Below are 23440 nucleotides of genomic sequence, written 5' to 3'. Positions count from 1 at the left end.
CTTCAGTTTGCCGCGGGAACGAATGCGCCCGGCGGGACGTGGCCGTCGACATAGGCATGATACAGCGCATCGAGCTGAACCCATAGCACGTTGGTCTTGAAGATCAGAGCGTTGCACACCGCCTCGCGTTCCGCCGGCGTGGTCGCATGCTCCCTGACATATTTCAGGGCAAAATTGGCGTCGCGCGGAGCCTGTTCCAGGCGTCGGCTGAAATAGCGCATGATGTCGGGATTGACGAAGCTGTAATGCTTCAACATTCCCGAAATCCGCTCTTCATGCAGGTTCGGCGCGAACAGTTCGGTAAGGGAGGAGGCGATGGCTTCGAGCGGCGTCTTGTCGCGGACGAAGTGGACATATGCATCGACCGCGAAACGCGTCGCCGGCAGGATGCCTTCGGCGGACTCGACGTAAGCGCTATCCAGCCCCAGCCCTTCGGTCAGTTTCAGCCAGCGCTCGATGCCGCCTTCGGTGTCGGCGTCTCCGTCGTGATCTTCGATTCTGTGCCGCCATTCGAGGCGGATGCCCCGGTCGCGGAACCGCGAGATCACCACTGCATCCTTGATGGGAATTGTACTCTGGTAGTAGTAGCGGTTTAGCGCCCAGGCCTGGACCTGTCCCTTGTTGAGCTTGCCGCCGTGCAGCAGATGATGGAACGGATGCAGGCTGTGATAACGGGTCGCGCCGATGTGGCGCAGCCTCGCCTCGAGCTGTTCCGCGTTTTGCAGCGGCACGCGTTCGGCAGGCGAGAGGGCGATCGTTGCGTTCAAAGTGCGATCTCCATGCCATCGGTGGGAATCTCCCAGCCGGCGCCTTCGGCAGCCCTGCGTTCGGGGGAGTCGTGCAGCAGCGCCGGGTTGGAATTATTGATATGTAGAAAAATCTTCCGCTCGATGCCGAGATCGGTCAACGCCGCGATTGCGCCGTTTTCTCCGGACATCGAAATGTGTCCCATGGCCTGTCCGGTCTTGGCGCCGAGGCCGGCCGCAATCAATTCGTTGTCGCGCCAAACCGTGCCGTCGAAGAAAATCAGCGATGCGCCGCCAAGGCGCTGTTTCAACTCCGGCGTTACCTGCGCGCAGGCGGCCAGAAAATAGAAATGTCTGCCGGTCGCTTTGTCGCTGATGCGCAGGCCGAGCGTGTCGCCTTCTCCGTCATCTCCAGCCGGGTGGGTTTTGCCTTCCAGGTACCACGCGCGCTTGCCCGCGACCTCAAAGGGTAGAATTTCGATGCCGGACGGTCCGCCATTCGGCAGGACCGGTTCGAACACCTCGCCGATTGAAATGGGTTGGCGCTGCACGTTTTTCTCGCTGAGCACGTTGAAGATACTATTGGCCTTCAGGATCGAGAGTACGCGCGGATGGGCATAGATTGCGAATGGCGAGCCTTCGCGCATCGACAGCAGTCCGGCGACCGCATCCACTTCGCCGTTGGTCAGGACGACGCCGGCGATCGGGCTATGACGAAGGCTTCCGGCGCGTGGATGAAGCTGCCGCGTCGCGGTCAATTGCTGGCGCAAGTCAGGCGAAGCGTTGATGAGGAACCAATGTTCGCGGTCGGCGCTGATCGCAATCGAGGCCTGACTGCTTTGAAGCTCGGGCCGCGCGGTCCGCGATGCGTTACAGACCCGACAACCGCAATTCCACTGCGGAACACCGCCCCCTGCCGCGGCTCCCAGAACGACGATGCGGAGCATGACCCGTCTCCGGGGCGGAGAAAGCATTTCGGAGGTGGGCTGCCGCCTGGGTGCAATTCCGACGAGGAATATCACCGCAAGGTGCAGACCACCTCCGTTGAATGCGTTCTAACGCAGGCGCCTACTTGCGAGCCGCGCAGGCATACATGTTGATTTCCATGCCGACCGGCACTTCGACGATCTTCGGCGTCTTCCAGGACATTTTCAGTCTCCTTCTTCTTGATGGGGAACGATGTTCGCCCTCTCAGATAAAGTAATGCGCTTCTGGAAGTTCGCCAGTGAATAATTTTGTCGCAAGGTTTTATTGCGTTGCAAAATAAATTGCTGCTGTCTTGACGATTTCCCTGTGTAGTCAACCAGTTCCATATTATAATGCTGCGTTGCGATAATTTCTGCGGTTCCAGCCGCGGCCATATGACCGACAATGAATACCTGAATGTCGTATTCGGTGTCCCGCGCGGCAGTTGTTGGCTCGAACCTGGTGTCCCTGATGCCGCGATATTTCTTCAACACCCGTATCGACAAGGAATTGATCCTCGACCCCGAAGGGGAAGATCTACGGGATCCCGATCATGCCTGGCACGTGGCGCGGACCACGATTCGAGAGATCCTGAAAGCCGAAGGTGGGCAGGCGAGCCTGCTCAATGCGATTCTGGAAGTGACGGACGACGACGGCGAGATCGTCATGGAATTTCCGTTTGCCGAAGCCATCCTCAATCCGTCTGAAGATGCCGAGACCAGGCACTGAAGATGGCAGCGCGTGCCCGCTTTGATGTTTTCATTGCACAGCAACGGCAAAATATTGGAGAGTGCGAACAGGAAGGCCACTGCCGTTCGTTCGGCCCGGATAAGGACTTCCACGCAAGGGAGGATTGACATGATCTACTCGACCGCAGGCCGCGCTTTGCTCGCGGGTGCTTTTCTCGGTGCGTTTACGCTCGGAGCCGCGGCGCAGCCCGCGGCTCCGGCTCCGGCTGCGGAACCGGCGCCGGCAGCGGTTGCACCGGCCGCAGCGCCTGTACCGGCCGCGGCGCCTGCGCTTCCCCCTGGCTCGCCACTGATCGGGCGTCCGGCCGACAATGAAGCGGCGGCCAAACTGGCGCCGGTCGCTCCGCCTCCGATCGCCGCCGCTGCGGACAAGCTGCCGACGGCGAAACTCAAGGTCCCCTCCGGCTTCAACATCGAGGTATATGCGGCTGGGATGGCGAACGCGCGTTCGCTGGCCGAAGGCGACAAGGGCACCGTGTTCGTCGGCAGCCGCCTCGTCGGCAACGTCTATGCCATCTCCAACAAGGACGGCAAACGATCGGTCAAGACCCTGGCCTCGGGTCTTTATCGGCCCAACGGCGTCGCTTTCAAGAACGGCACGCTTTACATCGCCGAACTCTCGAAGGTCTCCAAGATCGAAAAGGTCGAGGACAATCTCGACGGTTCGCCGAAGCCGACGATGATCTATGACGACCTGCCCAAGGATGAAGCCCATGGCTGGAAGTTCATTGCTGTCGGGCCCGACAACAAGCTCTATGTTCCGGTCGGCCAGCCCGGCAACAACGTGCTGCATGACGACGCCCATGGCCAGATTCGGCGAATCAATCTGGATGGCAGCGGCGCAGAAGTGATCGCGCGTGGCGTTCGCAACACCGTCGGCTTCGACTGGAATCCGGAAACCAAGCAACTCTACTTCACCGACAACGGCCGCGACTGGATGTCCGAAGACGTTCCCGAGGACGAACTCAACCGCCTCACCAAGGTCGGCGAACATTTCGGCGCGCCGTATTGCCTGCAGGGCAATATCGTCGATCCGGAATTCGGTTGGGGAAAATCCTGCGCCGACTACACCGCGCCGGTCGGCCTGCTGGGTCCGCATTCCGCAGCCCTCGGCATGCGGTTCTACACCGGCAGCATGTTTCCGAAGACCTATAAGAACGCCATTATCGTGGCGCGGCACGGGTCGTGGAACAGGTCAAAGAAAGTCGGCGGCGACGTCATGGTCGTCAAGCTGAACAAGGACGGCACGGTGAAATCCATGGAGCCGTTCATCACCGGCTTTCTGGAAGACAACAAGTACATCGGCCGGCCGGTCGACGTGATGCAGATGAAGGACGGTTCGCTGCTGGTTTCCGACGACTGGAACGGCGCGGTGTACCGCGTCACCTACGGCAAGCAGAAAGTGGCGGCGCATTAGGTGGCCAAGATCGTCATTGTGAGCGAAGCAAAGCAATCCGGCGGCCGCAAAACTGGATTGCTTCGTCGCCTCGCTCCTCGCAATGGCGGAATTGCCGGGACCGACCGATGAAAAAGATGATAACGGCGCTGGCGTTGGTGGCGTTTGCTTTCGCCGCATATGCCGAAACGTTCGAAGAACGCGTGGCGCCGTGCCTTGCCTGTCACGGCGAAAAGGGGCAGTCCGAGACGGAAAATACCCCTTCGCTGGGCGCGCAGCAGGCGCCTTATGCGCTGATCCAACTGTTCATGTTTCGCGAGAAGCTGCGCGTTTTCGAGCCGATGAATGAGATGGCGAAGCCGCTTACCGACGACGACCTTCGCACATTTTCCGACTTTCTCGCCAAATTGCCGAAGCCCGCGCTGTCGGCCGATCCCGGCGATCCGGCGCGGATGGCGCGCGCACAGGCCTTGGCGCAGCAGCATCGCTGCAACACCTGCCACAACGCCGACTTTTCCGGCAAGGACAATGTCCCGCGCATCGCCAACCAGCGCGAGGATTATCTCGCCAAGACGCTCGGCGAGTACAAGGACAACCGCCGCCACGGCTATGACGGCAGCATGGCCGACGTGATGGCCCCGGTGACCGCAGCGCAGATCGCCGATCTGGCCTATTTCCTCGCCCGGCTGCGCTGACATCGCCGTCGCGGCCGCCGCTGGCGCTGTCGTCGGCGCGACGCTACAACTCGGGCCGATCACGGAGTTTTTCGATGCAGGATATCTGGCGTCTGCCGGCTCAAGAACTTGCCATCCTGGTCAGGTCGAAAAAGCTGTCGGCGATGGATGCGGCTACCGCAGCGCTGGCCCGGCTTGATGCAGTCAACCCAAAGATCAACGCCGTCGTCGACCACTGGCCGGAAGACGTGCTGGCACAGGCCGAGGCCATCGACGCGGCGATCGCGCGTGGTGAACATGTGGGTCCGCTGGCGGGCGTGCCGGTCACCGTCAAGGTCAACATCGACCAGCAGGGCTTTGCCACCACCAACGGCCTCAAGCTTCAGCGCGACGTCATCGCCAAGACCAACAGCCCTGTGATCGACAATCTGCGCAAAGCGGGCGCCGTGATCCTTGGCCGCACCAACTGTCCGGCGTTCTCCTATCGCTGGTTCACCACCAACCTGATCCATGGCGACACCAAGAACCCGCGCGATCCCGGCATCACGCCGGGCGGTTCATCCGGCGGCGCCGGGGCCGCGGTCGCGGCCGGCATCGGCCACATCGCGCATGGCACCGACATTGCGGGCTCGATCCGTTATCCGGCCTATGCCTGCGGCGTGCATGGATTACGCCCGACGCTGGGCCGCGTCGCCGCCTTCAATGCGTCGCTGCCGGAGCGCACGATCGGTCCGCAGATCTCGGCGGTATCGGGCCCGCTTGCGCGAACCATCGGCGATCTTAAGGTTGCGCTCGCGGCGATGTCGGAACAGGACGTGCGCGATCCGTGGTGGGTGCCGGCACCGCTCGAAGGGCCGGCACGAGCGAAGCGGGCGGCGCTGTGTCTTGCACCGGACGGTCTTGAGCCCGTAGCTGAGGTAAAGGCTGCCGTCGCCGATGCCGGCAAACGGCTGGAGCGCGCCGGATGGACGGTTGAGAAAATTCAAAATACGCCGCCGCTGCGCGAAGCGGCGGAGCTGCAAACAAGGCTGTGGCTCGGCGATGGTTATGAGGCGCAACTGGACGCGGCCGAGCGCGAGGGCGATCCCGGCGCGCTGGCGTGCTTGCGGGGCAACCGCGCGAAAGTTCATCCCTTCGATGCGGCCGCCTTCTCCAGGACGCTGGTGCGGCGCGCGACGTTGACGCGGGAATGGCAGCTATTCTTCGAGACCTACGCCGTGCTGCTGATGCCGGTATCCGGCGAACTGCCATTTACCGATGGGCTCGACCGGCGCGACGAGACGTCGTTCGCGCGGGTATGGCGCGCGCAGATGCCGCAGATCGGCATTCCCTTCATGGGGCTGCCTGGGCTGACGGTCTCCACGGGACTGGTCGGACGCGTACCGGTCGGCGTCCAGGTCGTTTCCGGCCGCTACCGCGAGGATCTTTGCCTCTCGGCGGGCGAGGCCATCGAGGCTGCGGGAACGCCGGCGTCGCCGGTCGATCCCGCCGGCTAAATTTGTACCGATGCGGGATGCAGGAAGACGATGACGACGGTTTTTGATTTTTTGGCTGTGACACTTGGCGGCCAGGAAGCACCCCTCCGGCAGTTCGAGGGTCAGGTTCTGCTGATCGTCAATACCGCCAGCGCTTGCGGATTCACGCCGCAATACAAGGGTCTGGAACAGCTTCATAACGAATTGTCACCGCGCGGCTTTTCGGTGCTCGGGTTTCCGTGCAATCAGTTCGGGGGTCAGGAACCCGGCAATGCGGAGCAGATCGAACAATTCTGTACGCGCAATTATGCCGTCACGTTTCCGGTGTTCGCGAAAATCGATGTAAATGGCGTCAGCGCCCACCCGCTGTATAAATATCTGCAGAGCGCGAGGGCAGGATTGCTCGGCCCCTCGATCAAGTGGAATTTTACCAAATTTCTGATCAATCGTCAGGGCAGGGTTGCCGGACGATATGCGCCGACCGTAAGACCTGAAAGTCTCACCAGAGAAATCGAGGCACTGCTGTGAACGAAAACAACGACGCGACGAATGACCAACTGCCGGATCGCCTGTCGACCGACCCCAAAAGCCCGTACTACAACGCCGACCTGCTCGCGCGCGACATCGGCATCCGCTTCAAGGGCATCGAGAAGACCAACGTCGAGGAATATTGCGTCAGCGAAGGATGGGTGCGCGTGACCGCCGGATCCGCCAAGGACCGCTACGGCAATCCGCTCACCATCAAGGTCCACGGTCCGGTCGAGCCGTATTATCGCGGTGAGGGTTGACCCTGTTATTGCAGCGCCGCGGCAGTTATGGTCGGTCCAGATCAGCCAAAAGAGACGCTTGAATGAACGTGCTGCCGCTGCGCCCTGACGTCGAGACCAGGTCTGCGTCTGAGACAGCGGCTGCCATGATCGAAATCGATCATGTGTCGCAAATTTTTAAGGCCTCCGGCCGCCAGAGCCACCTTGCGATTTCCGATATTTCGCTTGTTATCGGAGAGGGTGCCTTCGTCTCGATCCTCGGACCATCCGGATGCGGCAAGTCGACGCTGCTCTATATTGTCGGCGGTTTTGTCAGTCCGACCGAGGGTGTGGCAAAGGCCAAGGGCGCTGCGATCACCGGTCCCGGTCCCGATCGTGGACCGGTGTTTCAGGAATTCGCGCTGTTTCCCTGGAAAAACGTGCTCGGCAACGTCATGTACGGCCTGCGCCAGCAGGGCGTGCCGCGCGCGGAAGCAGCAGCGCAGAGCCGGCGGCTGATCGAGATGGTCGGCCTCAAGGGGTTTGAGAACTTCTACCCAAAGGAATTGTCCGGCGGCATGAAGCAGCGCGTGGCCATCGCGCGCACCCTGGCCTACAAGCCGGCGGTGCTGCTGATGGACGAGCCGTTCGGCGCGCTGGATGCGCATACCCGCACCCGGCTTCAAAACGACCTGCTCAACATCTGGGAGCGCGATCGCAAGACCGTGCTGTTCGTCACCCATTCGGTCGATGAAGCCGTATTCCTGTCGGACAAGGTCGTGGTGATGACGCGGGCGCCGGGCCGCATCAAGGCGATTGTCGAGATTGAATTGCCGCGCCCGCGCCGCCGCGCCGAACTGCTGCTCGATGCGCGCTACCAGAAATACGTCGTCGATATCGAGGGGCTGATCGACGACACCGGTGTCGACGAGATGCATCCGTGATCGCCACGCGCGCCCTGGTCTTAAAGTCGGCGCCGCTGCTCGCCGTCGCCGGGCTGCTCGGCATCTGGCAGGTCGCCGCACTTGTCCTTGCGGCCGACAGTTTCCCGTCGGCATTGGACGCGATCCGCGCCATCCCGGCGATCCTCGGCGACCGCGGCGACCTGATCAACATTCTTGCATCGCTTCGGCGCATGGCGATCGGTCTCGGCCTTGCGGTGATCCTCGCGATTCCGCTGGGGCTGATGATGGGGCGCAGCCGCGCCGTGGCATCGTTCTTCAATCCGCTGCTGATGGTGATCTATCCGGTGCCGAAGGCGGCGCTGATGCCGGTGATCATGCTCTGGCTCGGCGTCGGCGACGTCTCCAAGACGCTGGTGATCTTTCTCGGCGTCAGCCTGCCGATCATCTATCACAGCTTTCAAGGCGCGCGGGCGGTGGAAGAGAAGATGCTGTGGTCCGGTGCTGCGATGGGAATGTCGGCGGCGCAGCGCATGGCGCGCATCGTGCTGCCGGCGGCGCTGCCGGAAATCCTCACCGGGTGCCGCACCGGACTTGTGCTGGCGCTGATCACCATGGTGACCAGCGAAATGATCGCGCGGCAGTCCGGCGCCGGAAATATTCTGTTCAATGCGCTGGACATGGCGCAGTACGACACCGTGTTCGCGATGATCATCATCATCGGCGCCATGGGCATCTTTCTCGATGCAGCCTTCGAAAGGCTGCGCCGCGCCTTGGTCAAATGGTCCGAGCCGCGCTTCGACCTTCCCGTGAGCTTCTCGTGAATGCGCGCAGGTTGTCGGCCGATGTTTTGCTCGGCGTCGCGCCGATCGCGTTGCTGGTCGCGCTGTGGCAGGCGATCACCGCATTCGGCTATGCGCCGGCGTCCCTGCTGCCGCCGCCCGGCCTGGTATTCATGCGCCTGGCGCAGCAACTTGTCTCCGGTGGATTCCTGCACGAAATCGGCGCGACGCTGTTTCGACTGTTCGCGGGATTCTCGATCGCCGTGGTGCTCGGCGTCGGTATCGGCCTCGCTGCGGCGGTGAACCCCGCCATCAATGCCGTGGTCAGGCCGGTGGTGCGGGTGCTGGCGCCGGTGCCGAAGGTGGCGCTCTATCCGGCGCTCTTACTGCTGCTGGGTTTCGATCACGCGTCCAAGATTACGCTGGTCGCCGCCGACGCTTTGTTTCCGATCCTGCTGTCGACCTACTACGGCGCCTCGACGGTGGAACAGAAGCTGATCTGGTCGGCGCTTGCCGCGGGAACGCCGCGCGGGCAGATATTGTTCAAGATCGTTCTTCCCGCGGCGATGCCGTCGATCCTAACCGGCTGCCGGATCGGCCTCGTGATCTCCTGCATCGTGGTATTTCTGGCCGAGATGATCACCTCGACCGACGGCCTCGGGCACCTTCTGGTCGCCGCTGCACGAACGTTCCAGACGGTAGACATGTTCGTGCCGCTGATCACGATCTCGCTGTTGGGACTGATCCTCAACGGCCTGCTGCACGGCGTGCGGACGGTTCTGCTGCGCGGCTTTCCGGAGGCGTGAGCGGCGCCGGCCCCAACCCATCGTCCCTGTGCAGGCAAGGCCCCATAACCGGCGTTTATGATCGAACAGGCGTTGCAACAGCTCCGCTTGGGGCCGATGCGCCGGTGGCTATGGACCCCGGCCTTTGCGGGACGACAATAGGAAGGTCTACGACGACCGCATATCCAGCAAGCGCCGCTCGCCCCTGAGCAGCTTCTTTACCGCGCTCGACGCCGCGACCTCGCCCTGGTTTGCATAAGCTTCGTGGTTTTTCTCGATATCCTCGAGACGATAGAGATAGTTGACCATGATACCGGCGGACTCGCGCAATCCTTTCGGCGAGACGTCGCCGAGCCAGTCGATCCGTTCCAGCCTTGCGCCGTTGCCGAGATGAAACCGCGCCACCGAATCGATCAGCCGGCCTTTCGCCGTGCGGGCTTTAAGAAAATAATACGCGGCAAGCGGCTCAAGCAGGGAACGCAGTTGCGCCGCCAGTTGCGGGTCGGCGGCCCAATCGGGCTGCGCCAGCTTGTCGAGCAGCAGCCGGTCGTCCTCGGACAGCGGAAGGTCCTCCGCATTTTTCAGCCATTGCATGAAGCCCGGCACCGGCGAAAGCGTCACGAAAATGTCGAGCTTCGGCAGTTCGCGCCGCAGTTCTTCCACCACCTGCTTGATCAGGAAATTGCCGAAGGTAATTCCGCCCAACCCGCGCTGGCAGTTCGAGATCGAGTAGAATACCGCGGTACGGGCGCGCTCGATCGGAACAGGCTGCCGATCTTCGGCAAGCAGCGGCGCGATGGCGCCGGGAATCTGCTCGGTCAGCGCGACCTCGACGAAGATCAGCGGTTCGTCGACCAGCGCCGGATGAAAGAATCCGTAGCAGCGCCGGTCGACCGGATCGATACGGCGGCGCAGATCGTCCCAGTCGCGGATTTCATGCACCGCTTCATAACGGATGATCTTTTCCAGAATGATGGCCGGCGTCGACCAGTCGATCTTTCGCAGCACCAGAAACCCCCTGTTGAACCACGATGACAGCAGATGCACGACGTCGCGGTCGAGCGCGGCGAGATCCTTATGGCCGTCCTTGACGTCGAGCAGATCGGCGCGGAGCGCGACCAGTTGGCCGGTGCCGCCCGGCGCACGATTGAGGCGGCGGAACAACTCCTGCCGGCGCGGTTCCGACGCAAAGTGCAGGTCGCTGGCGCCGTCACCGGTCGGCCGCGCGCGCCAGGCCTCGATCGCTTGTCGCAATCTTTCCTGGTCGGGGCCATAGGCGTGCGCCAGGGTCTTGAAAAACGAAATGCGGCTGGCCTCGTCGAGGTCGCCGTAACGATCCAGCACCTCACGCGCCATCGCGGTGCCCGACGCTTCGCCGGCGCCGGACAGCAGCGCGTCGCACAGTTCGATCAGATCGGACGCGTCCTGCCCGGCGTCCGACGGACCGGCGCGGCGCAGCAGCGTGCGGCCGCGTTCGGAAATCGAGGCGAGGAGGTCGGAGAAGAAGTCGTTGCTCATGAGCACCAATCCCGAGTGGCCGGCAGCGCGCCACGTCAAGCCAATATACCGCACTCGAAAGCGTATTGCGCGAGCATTTGAGGCATGAAAGAGTTGCTGAAGGCAATTCCCAGCGAGCGACCATCGCGGGGAAATGGAATCTGGGGGATTTAAGATGATCGGATACGCATTCAAGCGTGGCATCGCGGCCGGTGCGGCGATATGTGCGCTGATGGTCGCCACCTCGGCCAGCGCGCAGCAGACGATCCGCGTCGGCTGGACTATCCCTGCGGAAGAATCGAAATACTGGATGATGAAGCGGCCGGCGGAATTTCCGGACATCGGCAAGACCTACACTATCGAATGGGTGCAGTTCCAGGGAACGGCGCCAATGACGCAGGCGCTGGCGGCGGGAGCGCTGGACTGCGCCACGCAGTCGCCGCTGGCACTGGCGCAGGGAGCGGTAAACGGAAACCTTAAAGCATATATCGTGGCCCAGCACGTGTTCGAAAAGCCGGGCGGCTTCTCGGTGTACTGGGCGGTCAAGGATGATTCGCCGATCAAGACCATCGGCGATCTCAAAGGCAAGACGATGTCCATCAACACGCTCGGCTCCGGCATCTACGGGCCGATGGCGATCCTGCTGAGGCAAAACGGCGTTGATCCGGAGAAAGACATCAAGCTGGTCGAAATCGGCTTCTCGCTTTCGGAGGACGCGTTGCGCTCGGGCCGTGTCGATTCGGCCGTAATGAACCAGCCGTTCGCAGCCCGCGCGGAAGCCAAGGGCGGGGTGCGCAGGCTGTTTTCACTGTCGGAGCAGCAAAAGAACATCGTTCACATCCTCGAGGCCTGCCGCGCGGAGTTGGTCGACCAGAATCCGGCCGTGGCAAAGGCCTATGTCCGCGACATCACGCTCGGCATGAAAAAGGCGCTGGAGAATCGCGATGAAACCTTGAAGGTTGTCAATGAGGTGATGAAGGCGCCGCTTCCGGTGCTGGAAACCTACCTGCTCAAGGACAATGATTTCGGCCGAGACCCCGGCGCCGCGCCGAATTTTCCCGCGATCCAGATCATGTACGATACTTTCACCGAAACCGGACTGTTGCCAAAGAAAATGGATGTCGGGCAGTTCAAGCATCCGACCATCGTCGCGCCGATTAAGTAGGCGCAAGCGGCGAACGTAGGATGGGTTGAGCGCAGCGAAACTCATCGCAACACGTCACCTAGAATGACGGATTTCGCTGCGCTCAACCATCCTACGCGCGAATTGGAGACACCCATGCTTGCGGATCGCATCGAGGCGAAGTGGATCGACGCCTTCTGCGAGATCTTCGAGCGTTGCGCGGTCAGGCGCGGCGACACCGCCGCGATTCTGTCGGAAACCCAGTCGCGCGCGCTCAACGTCCATCTCGCCGAACTGGCATTGCTGCGGCTGGGCGCAAAACCGTTTCACATCGTCGTCCCGACGCCGCGCAACAGCCAGATCGTGCCGGTGCGATCTACCGGCGCCTCCGAGGCGATCCAGCGCCTCGCGCCGGTGGTCGCGGCGCTGGGACAGGCGGGCTTCGTGGTCGATTGCACCATCGAGGGGCTGATGCATGCGGCGGAAACGCCGGAGATACTTAAATCCGGCGCGCGCATTCTGGTGATTTCCAACGAACATCCGGAAGCGCTGGAGCGGATGCGGCCCGACCCGGCGCTCGAGACGCGAGTGCGCGCGGCTGCGAAGATGTTGCGGGCCACGCGCCGCATGCGCGTGACGTCCAAGGCCGGTACCGATCTGGACATCGACATGACCGGCGCCTCGACGGTCGGCGTGTGGGGGTGGACCGATAGGCCTGGCACGCTGGCGCATTGGCCGGGCGGCATCGTGGTCAGCTTCCCCAAAGCCAGGACCGTCAACGGCACGCTGGTGATGGCGCCGGGCGACATCAACCTCACCTTCAAGCGATACCTCACCTCGCCGATCAGGATGACGTTGACAAACGACTACGTTACCGAGCTTGCGGGCGAAGGTACCGACGCCGAGCTGATGCGCCGCTATCTCGCGGCGTGGGGCGATCGCGAAGCCTACGCAGTGTCCCATGTCGGTTTCGGCATGAATCCCGCAGCGCGCTACGAGGCGCTGGCGATGTACGACCAGCGCGATACCAACGGCACCGAACTGCGCGCGGTTGCCGGAAATTTCCTGTTCTCGACGGGAGCCAATGAATTCGCCGGCCGCTACACCGCGGGACATTTCGATTTGCCGGTGATGGGCACCACCATCGAGCTCGATGGCACTGCGGTCGTGCGCGACGGCGTGTTGCAGGATGCGTTCGAGTGAACCCGCAAGTTCGCATGGCCGGGACAAGCCCGGCCATGACCAAAGTCAGAGCACCGGGGGCCGCGCCAGGCCGAAATGCCGGAGCATATCGACCAGCGCCGCGAGACGCTGCTCGCGATAGGCGTCGATATCCTTGCCGGCATAATCGAGGAAACCGGCGCCGGTGCGCATGCCGATGCGGCCTTCCTGCATGTTGCGTGAAATCACCTCGGGCGCGCGATAGCGGTCGCTGTGCAGCGCGCCTTCGAGATAGCGGCTGGCATAATAAAGAATATCGCCGCCGCCCCAGTCGATGAATTCCAGGAGGCCCATGGTCGCATAGCGGAAGCCGAAGCCATACTTGATCGCCTTGTCGATATCCTCAGGACTGGCGACGCCTTCCTCCACCATCCGCGCGGCTTCGTTCATGGCGAGCGCCTGGATTCGCGGCACGATGTAGCCCGGCGTCGCTGCGCACACGACGGGCACTTTGCCGATGCCTTCGAGCAATGCCTTGACGCGCCCGATGATCGCGGGATCGGTCGCGGCGCCTGGCGACAGCTCGACCAGCGGGATCAGATAGGCGGGGTTGAGCCAGTGTACGTTGAGAAAGCGCCGGGGACGCTCGACGGCGCTGGAGATGTCATCGACAAGAATCGTCGAGGTGGTGGACGCAATGATGATTTCGGGGCGGACAAGTTTCGAGGCCGCCGCCAGTACCTCGCGCTTGAGCTCAACCAACTCTGGGACGCCCTCGAACACGATCGCGACGCCGCCAAGCGCAGCGGCGCTGTTTTGCATGGGCGCCACTGTGACTCGTAAAGCGACAGCATCAGCGTCGCCGTCGGTCAGAAGACCCAACCGCGCGAGACTTCCGAGCGTTCGGCGGATTTCGCCAAGCGCCTCGCTTTCGAGTTTTGCGAACTCTTTTGCAGACCGGGGCTTGACGTCGATCAGCATGACCTGGTGACCGGCATAAGCGAATGCCACCGCGATGCCGCGGCCCATGCGGCCGGCGCCGAGGCAGGCGATGGCGGGGCGGGCGGTCATCGGCGAAAACCCTCGCGCAGCAGCTGTTGCAGGCTGCTGCGATCGAGGCCCCCGAGCCCGAGACTTTGCAGCGTCCGTCCGCTCCGCATGAAATCCTCGCCGCAGATCGCGCCGCCGAGTGCGAGGAACGATCTTGCCAGCGGCGTGGAGACGCCGGCAAGTCCGGCAACCGAAACCAGGAATGATAGGCCGAGGCGCAGGTCTTCGCGCATATAGCGATGCTCCGCCAACACGATGCGCTCGCGCCAGTCGCCGGAATCGGTGAGCCGGCCATGCGAGTCGCGGCCATACATCCATTCCTCTCCTTCGCGGGCGTAATGATGCGCCAGCGGAAAGTGCGGGGCGCCATAACCGAGACCTTCGCGCACCGCGATGCGCTCGGCGTCGAGCGCGTCGGTGACGCGGCGGATCGATGCTTGCGTGCCTTCCTTGTGGATATCCCAGCGCTCGAAATGCTCGATCGGTCCGGCATTCATCACGATCAGCGGCGGATGGATGATCGGCCCGGCATTCATCAATGCGCCGGACAGCGCGTCACCGCAGGGTTCGACGACGCCGGGAAACGCACGTCCGATGACACCGAGCGCATGATCGGCATCTGTTAGCGGGAACACGCCGACCGGCAGCCGTTTGGCGCGGACGGCGATGGCGACTTCGAGCGGGCCGTGCTTGCGCGCCAGCCAGGGCAGGGTGCCGGTTTCGGCGAATGCGACGGTGGCATGATTGCCGGCGTCGTGTGCGGCTTTCGCAAAAATGACGGAGCCGAATGTCGCGGGCGGCAGGAATACGACCTGTCCATCGCTGAGATGCGGAGCAAGCCGGGCCGCGATATCCTGCTGCGCAAAAGCAGGGGCGGGGCACAGGATCATCTCGGTGCCGCGGACCGCCCCGGCGATGTCGGTCGTGGCCAGCGCGAGCCGTACCTCGCGGCGGCCTTTGGCATCCTTGACGACGATGCGCGAGCCGGCATCGCGATGCGCGTCCACTATATTGCTATCGCGCCGCCACAGCCGCACCTCGTGGCCCTGCAGCGCAAGATCGCCCGCGGCCGCGAACGAGCCGTTGCCCCCGCCGAGCACCGCGATGCGCATTTGCCTCGTCATGGCCGGGCTTGTCCCGGCCATCCACGTCTTTCACTTCGCGAAACAGAAAGACGTGGATGCCCGGCACAGGGCTGGGCATGACGACCGTGGGTTAATGCAGTCATTCCTCGCCCGCCATCTCTTTCAATCTGAAATGCTGTACCTTGCCGAGCGCGGTGCGAGGCAGTTCCTTGACGAACACGAATTCGCGCGGCACCTTGAAGCGGGCGAGCTGAGCCGATAGGTGCGCCGTCAGCGTCGCCGCCTCAACTTGGCGTCCCGCGCGCCGGATCACATAAGCCACCGGCACTTCGTCCCATCTGGGATCGGGCCTGCCGATCACGCCGCAATCGGCGACATCGGGATGTTCGAGCAGCGCGCGTTCGATTTCCGCCGGATAGATGTTCTCTCCGCCGGAGATGATCATATTGTTCTTGCGGTCGTGCACGAAGAAATAACCATCGGCGTCGCGGCGGCCGATGTCGCCGGTGCGAAACCAGCCGTCGCGGAGCGCCTTCCGCGTCGCCGCCTCATTGCCCCAGTATTCGAAGAACACGTTAGGGCCGCGCACTGCGATTTCGCCGGGGGTATCCGGCGGCAATTCGATGCCATTGTCATCGAACACCGCCGCCTCGCAGCACAGGCCGGGGAGGCCGGCGGAGCCGGCACGACTGAGATCGCCGCCGAGCGGGGTATAGACCGCGATCGGGCAGGTTTCGGTCGAACCATAGACCTGCAGCACCGGCACGCCGCGCGCAACAACGCGTTCGATCAGGTGCGGCGGCACGATAGTCGAGCCGGTGGAAACCGCTTTCAGGGAGGACAGGTCGGTGGCTGCCCAGCCCGGGTGATCGGTCATGGCCTGGATGGTCGCGGGTACCAGCACCGTCAGTGTGGGTCGCGCGCGCGCGATCGCCGCAAGTGCGGCGTCGGCCGTGAAACGCGAATGGATCGTCACCGTGGCGCCGGCATGCAGCGCCGGGGTGGTCTGGATGTTGAGCCCGCCGACATGAAAGAACGGCAGCACCGTCAGCACATGATCGTCCGGATTAAGGCCATGCATGTGCTGACTCATCACGCCGTTCCAGAGCAGCGCCTCCTGCCGCAGCACCGCGCCCTTGGGCCTTCCGGTGGTGCCGGAAGTGTAGACGATCAGCAGCGGGCAGCAGAGATCGACCTGCGGACCGCGGCTGGCGCCATGCGCCTGCGCCGGCAGCACGCCGAACCTGTAACCCTGCGGCGGGGTGAAATCCAGGCCGACCGCGAGGGTGCCGGGCAAGCTTTGCGCGAGCGCGGGCAGAATTTCCGCGAACGCCTGTTCGAGCACCAGCACCTTTGGCGAGGCGTCGGACAGGATGAACAATTGCTCCGCGGCGGCAAGACGCCAGTTCAACGGTACCAGCATGGCGCCGAGCCGGGCGCAGGCATAGAGCAGCACCAGATAGTCCGGCCGATTGAGGCTCAGGATCGCGACCCGGTCGCCGCGGCCGACGCCGCATCCGGCATTCAAGGCGCGCGCGGTTTGCTCGATGCGCGCGTGAAACGCCCGATAGCTGAGAGTCTGATCCTCAAAAATGGTCGCGGGCTTGTCCGGCGTAAACGCCGCGTGGCGCGCGATGAGATCGGAGAGGTCCAAGGTCAGCGACGTCCTGCAAATCTTTCAACAAGTACGACCTCATCCGGAGGAGCGCGCTCGCGCGCGTTTCGAACGATGGGCCACAAATCGCTGTATTCTTCGAGACGCGGCGAAGACGCCGCTCCGCGGGATGACGGCGTCAACAAATTCACGCGTCCGTCTCGCCGTTTTCGTACAACGCCTCGCGGCCGATGCGGTCGAGGCAGAGTTCGGCGGTCCACGGCAGCATCAGCGAGCCGCAGCGGCTGTCGCGATAGATGCGCTCCAAGCCCAGCGATTTCAGCATCGCCTGGCCGCCACAGGTGCGGATCGCCAGCGTCGCGATTTCGTTGGCGCCCTCCATCGCGGAATATTGCGCGGCGTAGGCGCGCAGCACCTGCTCCTTGGTCGGATTGGGGCCGGCCTCGGTTACCGCCTGAAACCAGACCGCCTTGATCTGCTCCAGTCTGATCTGCATCTGCGCGACCGCGATCTGCTTGGTCGGATACATTCGGCGCTTCACCGGCGGCGTACCCGGCATTTCGCCGCGCAGATAACGCACCGTGAAATCGTAAGCGGCCTGCGCCAGGCCGATATAGGTCGGCGACAGCGTCAGGAACATATGCGGCCAGCGCTGAGCCGCCTGGAAATATACGCCGCGCGGCATCAGCGCGGCATCCTCGGCCACAAATACATCCTTGAAAAGGAGCGTGCGCGACACCGTGCCGCGCATGCCCAGTGGATCCCAGTCGCCGACCACGGAAATGCCATCGGCTTTCGCAGGAAGCGCAAGATACAGCGTGTTGCGCCGCGAGGCCTTCTCGCCTTCCGCGATCTCGGTGCACAGCACGCCATAATAATCGGCATGGCCCGACAATGATGCAAAAATCTTCTTGCCGTTGACGATCCATCCGCCCTTGACCGGTTCTGCTTCGGTACCGAAGGCGACGCCGCCTGCCGCGGCGGCGCCGCCTTCCGAAAACGGCTGCGAATAGATGGCGCCGTCATCGACGATGCGTTGGTAATGTACCGCACGACGCGCCTCGTGTTCGGTGCGGGTCGCGGCGTCCATTTCAAGATCGTCGGCGAGCGGGCCGGACCACAGCGTCGAGCAGACATGCATGTTCCAGGTCAGCGCGGTGGCGCCGCAGTAGCGGCCGATCTCGGCGGCCGCGATGGCGTAGGTCCGATAATCGGCGCCGAGGCCGCCATGCTGTTTCGGTATCGCGATGCCGAGCAGGCCGGCGCGGTGCAGATCCCGGTAATTCTCCGTCGGAAAGGCGGCCTTGCGATCGTAGTCCGCGGCACGGCCTGCGAACACGGTCTGTCCAAGCCCGCGAGCAATGGCGATGATCGCGGCCTGTTCGTCGTTGAGCCGAAACGCGCTGGGATCGAAGATGGGCGCGTCCGGTACCACGCTGACCGAGCCAGTCATGACGGCAGTTTGCCCGGTCACGCGTCGGTTCCCGTGGCAGGCGAGACCATGCGGAGAAAATCATCGAGGACCGCGTTGAATTCACCAGGCTGTTCAAGCGCAACCAGGTGCCCGACCCCCTCCAGTTCGACATAGGTCGCGTTTGGAATGAAGCTCGCCATTTTCTTCACCATCGGCGCGGGTGCATTCTTGTCTTTGGTGCCGGAGATGACCAGCGTGGGAACCCTGATCTGCGCCAGCGATTTGCGCAGATCGAACCCAAGCATCGACATCATCATGGCACGATAGCTCGGCTCTGACACCGACGCCATGCAGTCGCGCGCGAGTTCGACGCCGGCGGGATCGGCATCGTCGCCGATGAGATCGGCGACGAGCTTTGGGGCCAGCGACGCCATCGTCTCGCCGCGCTCCAGCGGGCCAAGACGGGCGTCGAGAAACTCCTTCTGCCAATCGCCACCCGGCTTGCCGAATGCGGGGCTGGTCTGCGCCAACACCACCGATGCCGCGATGATCGGGTCGTGGGTAAGCAATTGCTGCACGATCATGCCGCCGATCGAATGTCCGACAAGGACCGGTTTGGTTGCGCCGACGCCGGCGAGAAAATCCTTCAAAGCGTCGGCGAGCGCGGCAACGCTGACGGATGGAAGCGGTGCGGATCCCCCATAGCCGGGCATGTCCCACGCAATGGCGTGGTAGCGGTCCTTGAAATAATTCAACTGGCCGCGCCAGACCCGGGCAGCGCCGCCGATACCATGCAGGAACACCAGCGGCGGCCGATCGGCCGCGCCTGCGGCTTCGTAGCCGAAGCGGCCGTCTTTCGTTGTCAGGGCAGCGGGGCTGGACACGGGATCTCCACGATATTGGCTATGGCGGTCAGTCTAACAGGCCGCCATCATATGCAAAGCGGTTCCATGCCGTTCTTGCAAAAATTTTAAGCTTAAAATATATTGGGTTGGCGACCCGCAAAAGGATGTTGATGCATGTCCGAACAGTCCCGCTCATCGCATGCGCTGGTGACGGGCGGCGGCAGCGGCATCGGTCGCGCGACGGCGGCGGCGCTGTCGCGCGCGGGCGCAACGGTGACGGTGCTGGGCCGCAATCGGGCGGCGCTCGAGGAAGTCGTCGCCGCCGGTTTTGCGCATTTTGTCGCCGTGGCCGATGTCGCCGACCAGGCAGCCGTCGACGCGGCGGCGATCGCAGTCGCGGCGCGGCAACCGGTCGATCTTCTGGTGGCGAACGCGGGCGCGGCCGAATCGGCGCCGTTCGCAAAATCCGATGCGGCGCTGTTCCGCCGCATGATCGACGTTAACTTTTTTGGCCTGGTTCATACGGCGCAAGCGGTGCTGCCGTCGATGAAGGCGCGCGGTCGCGGGCGCATTGTCGCCGTTGCCTCGACCGCGGGCCTCAAAGGCTACGCCTATGTCAGCGCTTATGCTGCCGCCAAACACGCTGTGGTGGGGCTGGTGCGTTCGCTGGCACTGGAGCTTGCGACCAGCGGCATAACCGTCAACGCGGTGTGTCCCGGCTTCACGGACACGAACCTGCTGACCGCAAGTATCGACACCATCATGCGCAAGACCAAGCGCAGCCGTGACGAGGCTTTGGCCGAATTGGCAAAGCATAATCCGCAGCGACGCCTGGTCACCCCGGCGGAGGTCGCCGACACCGTGCTATGGCTGTGCGGCGATGGCGCCGGCGCGATTACGGGCCAGGCCATCGCAGTCGCCGGCGGGGAGATTTGATCGAGAAATGCGTTGTTGTCGTGCGTCAGAACCCGCCTCAATCGTCATTGCCGGGCTTGATCCGGCAATCCATCCTTGTCGAAAGATTCTTGCAAGATGGACGCGCGGTCCCGCCCGCGCATGACGGGTCGCCTTTAGGATTGGAGATCCCATGAGCAAACCCGCCAATCCCGTCACACTGCCGCTGGCGGACTATTCGCCGAGCCATTTTCTGCTTGCGGTTGTCGACGGCGTCGCCACCGTGACGTTGAATCGGCCGGAACGGAAGAATCCGTTGACGTTCGAGAGCTACCGCGAGCTTACGGATTTCTTCCGCGCCTGTGCTTTTGATGATGAGGTGAAAACCATCGTGGTTTCCGGCGCCGGCGGGAATTTTTCGTCCGGCGGCGACGTGTTTGAAATCATCGGGCCGCTGGTGCGGATGAATACCAAGGGCCTCACCGCATTCACGCGCATGACCGGGGATTTGGTCAAGGCGATGCGGGCCTGTCCGCAGCCGGTGATCGCGGCCGTCGACGGCATCTGCGCCGGCGCAGGCGCGATCATCGCGATGGCTTCCGATATCAGGCTCGCCGCCATCGGCGCCAAGGTCGCGTTCCTGTTCAACAAGGTGGGCCTGGCCGGCTGCGACATGGGCGCCTGCGCGATCCTGCCGCGCATCGTCGGTCAGTCGCGGGCGTCGGAATTGCTTTATACCGGGCGTTTCATGACGGCGGAGGAGGGCGAGCGCTGGGGTTTCTTCAGCCGCATCGTCATGCACGAGCACCTGCTGACGCAGGCGCAGCTGCTCGCCAAACAGATCGCCGAAGGCCCGGCCTTCGCCAATACCATGACCAAGCGCATGCTGGCCATGGAGTGGGCGATGTCGGTGGAGGAAGCGATTGAGGCCGAGGCGGTAGCCCAGGCGCTGTGCATGACCACGGAGGACTTTGCACGGGCGTTCGAGGCGTTTTCGAACAAGGTGAAGCCGGCGTTTCAAGGCAATTGAATCAATTTGCGTGTCCCGGACGCAGTAGCGCGGTGCGCTGCAGAGCGGGGAAACCGGCGCGGGCTTGCCGTTAAAATGTTTTAGGTTTAAAGTAATCGGATATCCCGGCGCATTGCCATGGAGGCGGCCATGAAGATCGCGATCGTCGGCGGCGGGCCGGCCGGCCTTTATTCTGCGATTCTGTTGAAGAAGCAGCGGCCACAGGCCGCCATCACGGTCTACGAGCGCAACCGCGCCGACGACACGTTCGGCTTTGGCGTGGTGTTTTCCGATGCCACCCTGGATAATTTCGAGAAGTACGATTCGCCGAGCTACCGGCGCATCACCCAGGAATTTGCCTATTGGGACGACATCGCCGTGCATTTCCGCGGCACCGTGCATCGCGTCGGTGGTAACGGGTTTTGCGGCTGCTCCCGGCGCGTGCTGCTCACGATCCTGCAGGAACGCGCCCGCGAACTCGGCGTCCATTTGATGTTTGAAGCGGAGATCGATGCGACCGGCGGGCTCGCCCATGCCGATCTGGTTGTGTTGGCCGACGGCATCAACAGCCGTTTTCGTGAAAGGTTCGCCGATCATTTCGAACCGGAGGTGGATCTGCGGGCCAACAAGTTCGCCTGGATGGGCTCCACAAAACCGCTCGATGCCTTCACCTTCATCTTTCAGGAGACCGAGTGGGGGCCGTTCATCGCGCATGCCTATCAATACGAGGTCGGCCGCTCCACCTGGATTTTCGAGACGGATCCCGCAACGTTCAGGCGCGCAGGCCTTGAGGGCCTTAGCGAACAGGATTCGGCGCAGCGGATGCACGGGATTTTCGGCTGGTTCCTTGGCAGCTATCCGCTGCTGACCAACCGTTCGATGTGGCGAAATTTCCCGATGATCCGCAGCAAGCGCTGGGTGAAAGGCAACATGGTGCTGCTCGGCGACGCCAAGGCGACCGCGCATTTTTCCATCGGCTCGGGCACGAAACTTGCGATGGAAGATGCCATCGCGCTGGCGGATGCGATGCATTCGGCGCCGACCATCGAGGCCGCCCTGCAGCTCTATGAAACGGGGCGGCGCGAGGAAGTGGAAAAAACCCAGCACGCCGCCGATGTGTCGCTGGTCTGGTTCGAGCATGTCGAGCGCTTCTGGGATTTCGATCCGGTCCAGTTCGCGTTCGGCGTCATGACCCGCGCCAAGGCCATTACCTACGACAATCTTAACCTGCGTGCTCCGGATTTCGTCGCCGAAGTCGACCGCGCCTTTGCCCGGCAGGTCCGCGCGGCAGGGTTGAATGTCGACGTCGATGATCCGGTGGCTCCGATGTTCCAGCCGCTCAAACTGCGCGAGATGGAATTAGCGAACCGCGCGGTGCTGTCGCCGATGTGCATGTATTCGGCCGAGGAAGGCGTGCCCGGCGACTTTCATTTCGTGCATTACGGCTCGCGCGCGATTGGCGGCGCCGGGCTTATCTTCACCGAGATGACCTGTGTCAGCCGCGACGCCCGCATCACGCCGGGGTGCGCCGGGCTGTGGAATGACGAGCAGGAAGCCGCGTGGCGGCGCATCGTCGATTTCGTCCATGCCAATTCGGCGGCAAAAATCTGCCTGCAGCTCGGCCATGCCGGCCGCAAGGGCGCGACCAAATTGATGTGGGACGGCATGGACCGGCCGTTGGAGCAGGGCGGCTGGGACGTGCTGTCGGCATCGCCGATCCCATATTTTCCGGACAGCCAGGTACCGCGCCAGATGGATCGCGCCGCCATGGATCGGGTCAAGGCGGAGTTCGTGGCCGCGGTGCGGCGCGGCGAGGCGTGCGGCTTCGACATGCTGGAGCTGCATTGCGCCCATGGCTATCTGCTCGCCAGTTTCATCTCGCCGTTGACCAACCGGCGAAGCGACGCCTATGGCGGTCCGATCGAGAACCGGGTGCGCTATCCGCTGGAAATTTTCGCGGCGATGCGCGCGGCGTGGCCGGCGCACAAGCCGATGTCGGTGCGCATCTCCGCCACCGACTGGGCAGAGGGCGGCATCACCGGCAACGAGGCGGTTACAATCGCCCGCGCCTTCGGCGACGCCGGTGTGGATCTGGTCGATGTCTCCACCGGACAGACCGTGCGCGACGCGCAGCCGATCTACGGCCGCATGTTCCAGACGCCGTTTTCCGATCAGGTCCGCAACGAGGCGCGCGTCGCCACCATGTGCGTCGGCAACATCACCACGGCGGATCAGGTCAACACCATCCTCGCCGCCGGCCGCGCCGACCTGGTGGCGCTGGGACGGCCGCATCTGGTCGATCCGTCCTTCACGCTGCGCGCCGCCGCCTGGTATGGCGCCGGGATTGCCTGCCCGCCGCAATATCTGCCGGGCAAGGAACAAATTTTCCGCAACAGCGTGCGCGACCGTCAGGATTTCGATGAGCTCAAGATCAAGGGCAAGCCGAAGACGCGGGCCGAGCTTCGCGAGGCGGCGAAAACGCTGGCGGCGGAATAATATGTCCGGGCCGGCGGCGCAGATTTCTTT

At 63.1% G+C, this 23440-nt stretch carries 24 protein-coding genes; 14 read left to right on the top strand and 10 right to left on the bottom strand.

What is annotated here, in order from left to right:
• Positions 1-2 precede the first annotated feature (2 nt).
• The 4 genes from pqqC to ACFE72_RS02935 all read right to left on the bottom strand — a co-directional run bounded on the left by pqqC (position 3) and on the right by ACFE72_RS02935 (position 2203).
• Complete coding sequence (gene pqqC, locus ACFE72_RS02950; RefSeq protein ID WP_375411557.1) at positions 3-767, bottom strand: pyrroloquinoline-quinone synthase PqqC; 765 nt, start codon at positions 765-767, stop codon at positions 3-5.
• Entirely contained in the window at positions 764-1693 is a 930-nt protein-coding gene (gene pqqB, locus ACFE72_RS02945; RefSeq protein ID WP_375411556.1) for a pyrroloquinoline quinone biosynthesis protein PqqB, read from the bottom strand. The genes pqqC and pqqB overlap by 4 nt, the downstream gene beginning before the upstream one ends.
• Positions 1694-1814: 121 nt before the next feature.
• A complete protein-coding gene (gene pqqA, locus ACFE72_RS02940; RefSeq protein WP_072824652.1) occupies positions 1815-1895 on the bottom strand; it encodes a pyrroloquinoline quinone precursor peptide PqqA in 81 nt (26 codons plus the stop codon).
• Between the two features lie 2 nt (positions 1896-1897).
• Positions 1898-2203, bottom strand: coding sequence for a hypothetical protein (locus tag ACFE72_RS02935; RefSeq protein ID WP_375411555.1), 306 nt, complete (start codon positions 2201-2203; stop codon positions 1898-1900).
• On the opposite strand from ACFE72_RS02935, the gene ACFE72_RS02930 reads away from it, so the two are divergent.
• The 9 genes from ACFE72_RS02930 to ACFE72_RS02890 all read left to right on the top strand — a co-directional run bounded on the left by ACFE72_RS02930 (position 2184) and on the right by ACFE72_RS02890 (position 9242).
• Positions 2184-2441 carry a DUF6894 family protein gene (locus ACFE72_RS02930; protein ID WP_375411554.1) on the top strand — a complete coding sequence of 86 codons (258 nt, stop codon included), beginning with the start codon at positions 2184-2186 and terminating at the stop codon, positions 2439-2441. The genes ACFE72_RS02935 and ACFE72_RS02930 overlap by 20 nt on opposite strands.
• 129 nt (positions 2442-2570) lie before the next feature.
• Positions 2571-3878, top strand: a complete 1308-nt coding sequence (locus tag ACFE72_RS02925; protein WP_375411553.1) for a PQQ-dependent sugar dehydrogenase — start codon at positions 2571-2573, stop codon at positions 3876-3878.
• A 107-nt stretch (positions 3879-3985) separates the two neighbouring features.
• The gene (locus ACFE72_RS02920; protein ID WP_375411552.1) at positions 3986-4552 is read left to right on the top strand and encodes a c-type cytochrome; all 567 of its coding nucleotides are present in this window, start codon (positions 3986-3988) and stop codon (positions 4550-4552) included.
• Positions 4553-4626: 74 nt separating this feature from the next.
• Complete coding sequence (locus ACFE72_RS02915) at positions 4627-6027, top strand: amidase family protein (RefSeq protein ID WP_375411551.1); 1401 nt, start codon at positions 4627-4629, stop codon at positions 6025-6027.
• Positions 6028-6057: 30 nt separating this feature from the next.
• Positions 6058-6534 (top strand): glutathione peroxidase, encoded by a 477-nt coding sequence (locus tag ACFE72_RS02910; RefSeq protein ID WP_375411550.1) that lies wholly within the window; start codon positions 6058-6060, stop codon positions 6532-6534.
• The gene (locus ACFE72_RS02905; protein ID WP_375411549.1) at positions 6531-6794 is read left to right on the top strand and encodes a DUF3297 family protein; all 264 of its coding nucleotides are present in this window, start codon (positions 6531-6533) and stop codon (positions 6792-6794) included. The genes ACFE72_RS02910 and ACFE72_RS02905 overlap by 4 nt, the downstream gene beginning before the upstream one ends.
• Before the next feature lie 62 nt (positions 6795-6856).
• On the top strand, positions 6857-7696 hold the full coding sequence (locus tag ACFE72_RS02900; protein WP_375411548.1) for an ABC transporter ATP-binding protein: 840 nt from the start codon (positions 6857-6859) through the stop codon (positions 7694-7696).
• Positions 7693-8478 carry an ABC transporter permease gene (locus ACFE72_RS02895; RefSeq protein ID WP_375411547.1) on the top strand — a complete coding sequence of 262 codons (786 nt, stop codon included), beginning with the start codon at positions 7693-7695 and terminating at the stop codon, positions 8476-8478. The genes ACFE72_RS02900 and ACFE72_RS02895 overlap by 4 nt, the downstream gene beginning before the upstream one ends.
• The gene (locus ACFE72_RS02890; RefSeq protein WP_375411546.1) at positions 8475-9242 is read left to right on the top strand and encodes an ABC transporter permease; all 768 of its coding nucleotides are present in this window, start codon (positions 8475-8477) and stop codon (positions 9240-9242) included. Before ACFE72_RS02895 ends, ACFE72_RS02890 begins: the two co-directional genes overlap by 4 nt.
• Before the next feature lie 147 nt (positions 9243-9389).
• Here the strand turns inward: ACFE72_RS02890 and ACFE72_RS02885 are convergent, their stop codons facing one another.
• Complete coding sequence (locus ACFE72_RS02885; protein WP_375411545.1) at positions 9390-10739, bottom strand: malonyl-CoA decarboxylase; 1350 nt, start codon at positions 10737-10739, stop codon at positions 9390-9392.
• 154 nt (positions 10740-10893) lie between these two features.
• Here ACFE72_RS02885 and ACFE72_RS02880 point away from each other — a divergent pair, with 154 nt between their 5' ends.
• Both ACFE72_RS02880 and ACFE72_RS02875 read left to right on the top strand, forming a co-directional pair.
• On the top strand, positions 10894-11883 hold the full coding sequence (locus ACFE72_RS02880; protein ID WP_375411544.1) for an ABC transporter substrate-binding protein: 990 nt from the start codon (positions 10894-10896) through the stop codon (positions 11881-11883).
• Positions 11884-11997: 114 nt separating this feature from the next.
• Positions 11998-13044 (top strand): peptidase M29, encoded by a 1047-nt coding sequence (locus ACFE72_RS02875; protein ID WP_375411543.1) that lies wholly within the window; start codon positions 11998-12000, stop codon positions 13042-13044.
• A gap of 45 nt (positions 13045-13089) precedes the next feature.
• On the opposite strand, the gene ACFE72_RS02870 is transcribed toward ACFE72_RS02875, so the two are convergent.
• From ACFE72_RS02870 to ACFE72_RS02850, 5 genes are all read right to left on the bottom strand, one after another.
• Positions 13090-14073 carry a 3-hydroxybutyryl-CoA dehydrogenase gene (locus ACFE72_RS02870; protein ID WP_375411542.1) on the bottom strand — a complete coding sequence of 328 codons (984 nt, stop codon included), beginning with the start codon at positions 14071-14073 and terminating at the stop codon, positions 13090-13092.
• Positions 14070-15164 carry an NAD/NADP octopine/nopaline dehydrogenase family protein gene (locus tag ACFE72_RS02865; protein ID WP_375411672.1) on the bottom strand — a complete coding sequence of 365 codons (1095 nt, stop codon included), beginning with the start codon at positions 15162-15164 and terminating at the stop codon, positions 14070-14072. The genes ACFE72_RS02870 and ACFE72_RS02865 overlap by 4 nt, the downstream gene beginning before the upstream one ends.
• Positions 15165-15276: 112 nt before the next feature.
• Positions 15277-16791 carry a class I adenylate-forming enzyme family protein gene (locus ACFE72_RS02860; RefSeq protein WP_375411541.1) on the bottom strand — a complete coding sequence of 505 codons (1515 nt, stop codon included), beginning with the start codon at positions 16789-16791 and terminating at the stop codon, positions 15277-15279.
• A 148-nt stretch (positions 16792-16939) separates the two neighbouring features.
• Positions 16940-18205 (bottom strand): acyl-CoA dehydrogenase family protein, encoded by a 1266-nt coding sequence (locus ACFE72_RS02855; RefSeq protein WP_375411671.1) that lies wholly within the window; start codon positions 18203-18205, stop codon positions 16940-16942.
• 17 nt (positions 18206-18222) lie between these two features.
• Positions 18223-19050 (bottom strand): alpha/beta fold hydrolase, encoded by an 828-nt coding sequence (locus ACFE72_RS02850; RefSeq protein WP_375411540.1) that lies wholly within the window; start codon positions 19048-19050, stop codon positions 18223-18225.
• 135 nt (positions 19051-19185) lie between these two features.
• On the opposite strand from ACFE72_RS02850, the gene ACFE72_RS02845 reads away from it, so the two are divergent.
• From ACFE72_RS02845 to ACFE72_RS02835, 3 genes are all read left to right on the top strand, one after another.
• On the top strand, positions 19186-19947 hold the full coding sequence (locus tag ACFE72_RS02845) for an SDR family NAD(P)-dependent oxidoreductase (RefSeq protein WP_375411539.1): 762 nt from the start codon (positions 19186-19188) through the stop codon (positions 19945-19947).
• Between the two features lie 151 nt (positions 19948-20098).
• Positions 20099-20935 carry an enoyl-CoA hydratase family protein gene (locus tag ACFE72_RS02840; protein WP_375411538.1) on the top strand — a complete coding sequence of 279 codons (837 nt, stop codon included), beginning with the start codon at positions 20099-20101 and terminating at the stop codon, positions 20933-20935.
• A 129-nt stretch (positions 20936-21064) separates the two neighbouring features.
• The gene (locus ACFE72_RS02835; RefSeq protein ID WP_375411537.1) at positions 21065-23410 is read left to right on the top strand and encodes a bifunctional salicylyl-CoA 5-hydroxylase/oxidoreductase; all 2346 of its coding nucleotides are present in this window, start codon (positions 21065-21067) and stop codon (positions 23408-23410) included.
• Positions 23411-23440: the final 30 nt, after the last annotated feature.

This window comes from uncultured Bradyrhizobium sp., assembly GCF_964252615.1.
GTDB lineage: Bacteria > Pseudomonadota > Alphaproteobacteria > Rhizobiales > Xanthobacteraceae > Bradyrhizobium.
The sequence above is the reverse complement of the archived record's forward strand: the minus strand, read 5'-3'. Positions and strand labels throughout refer to the sequence as shown.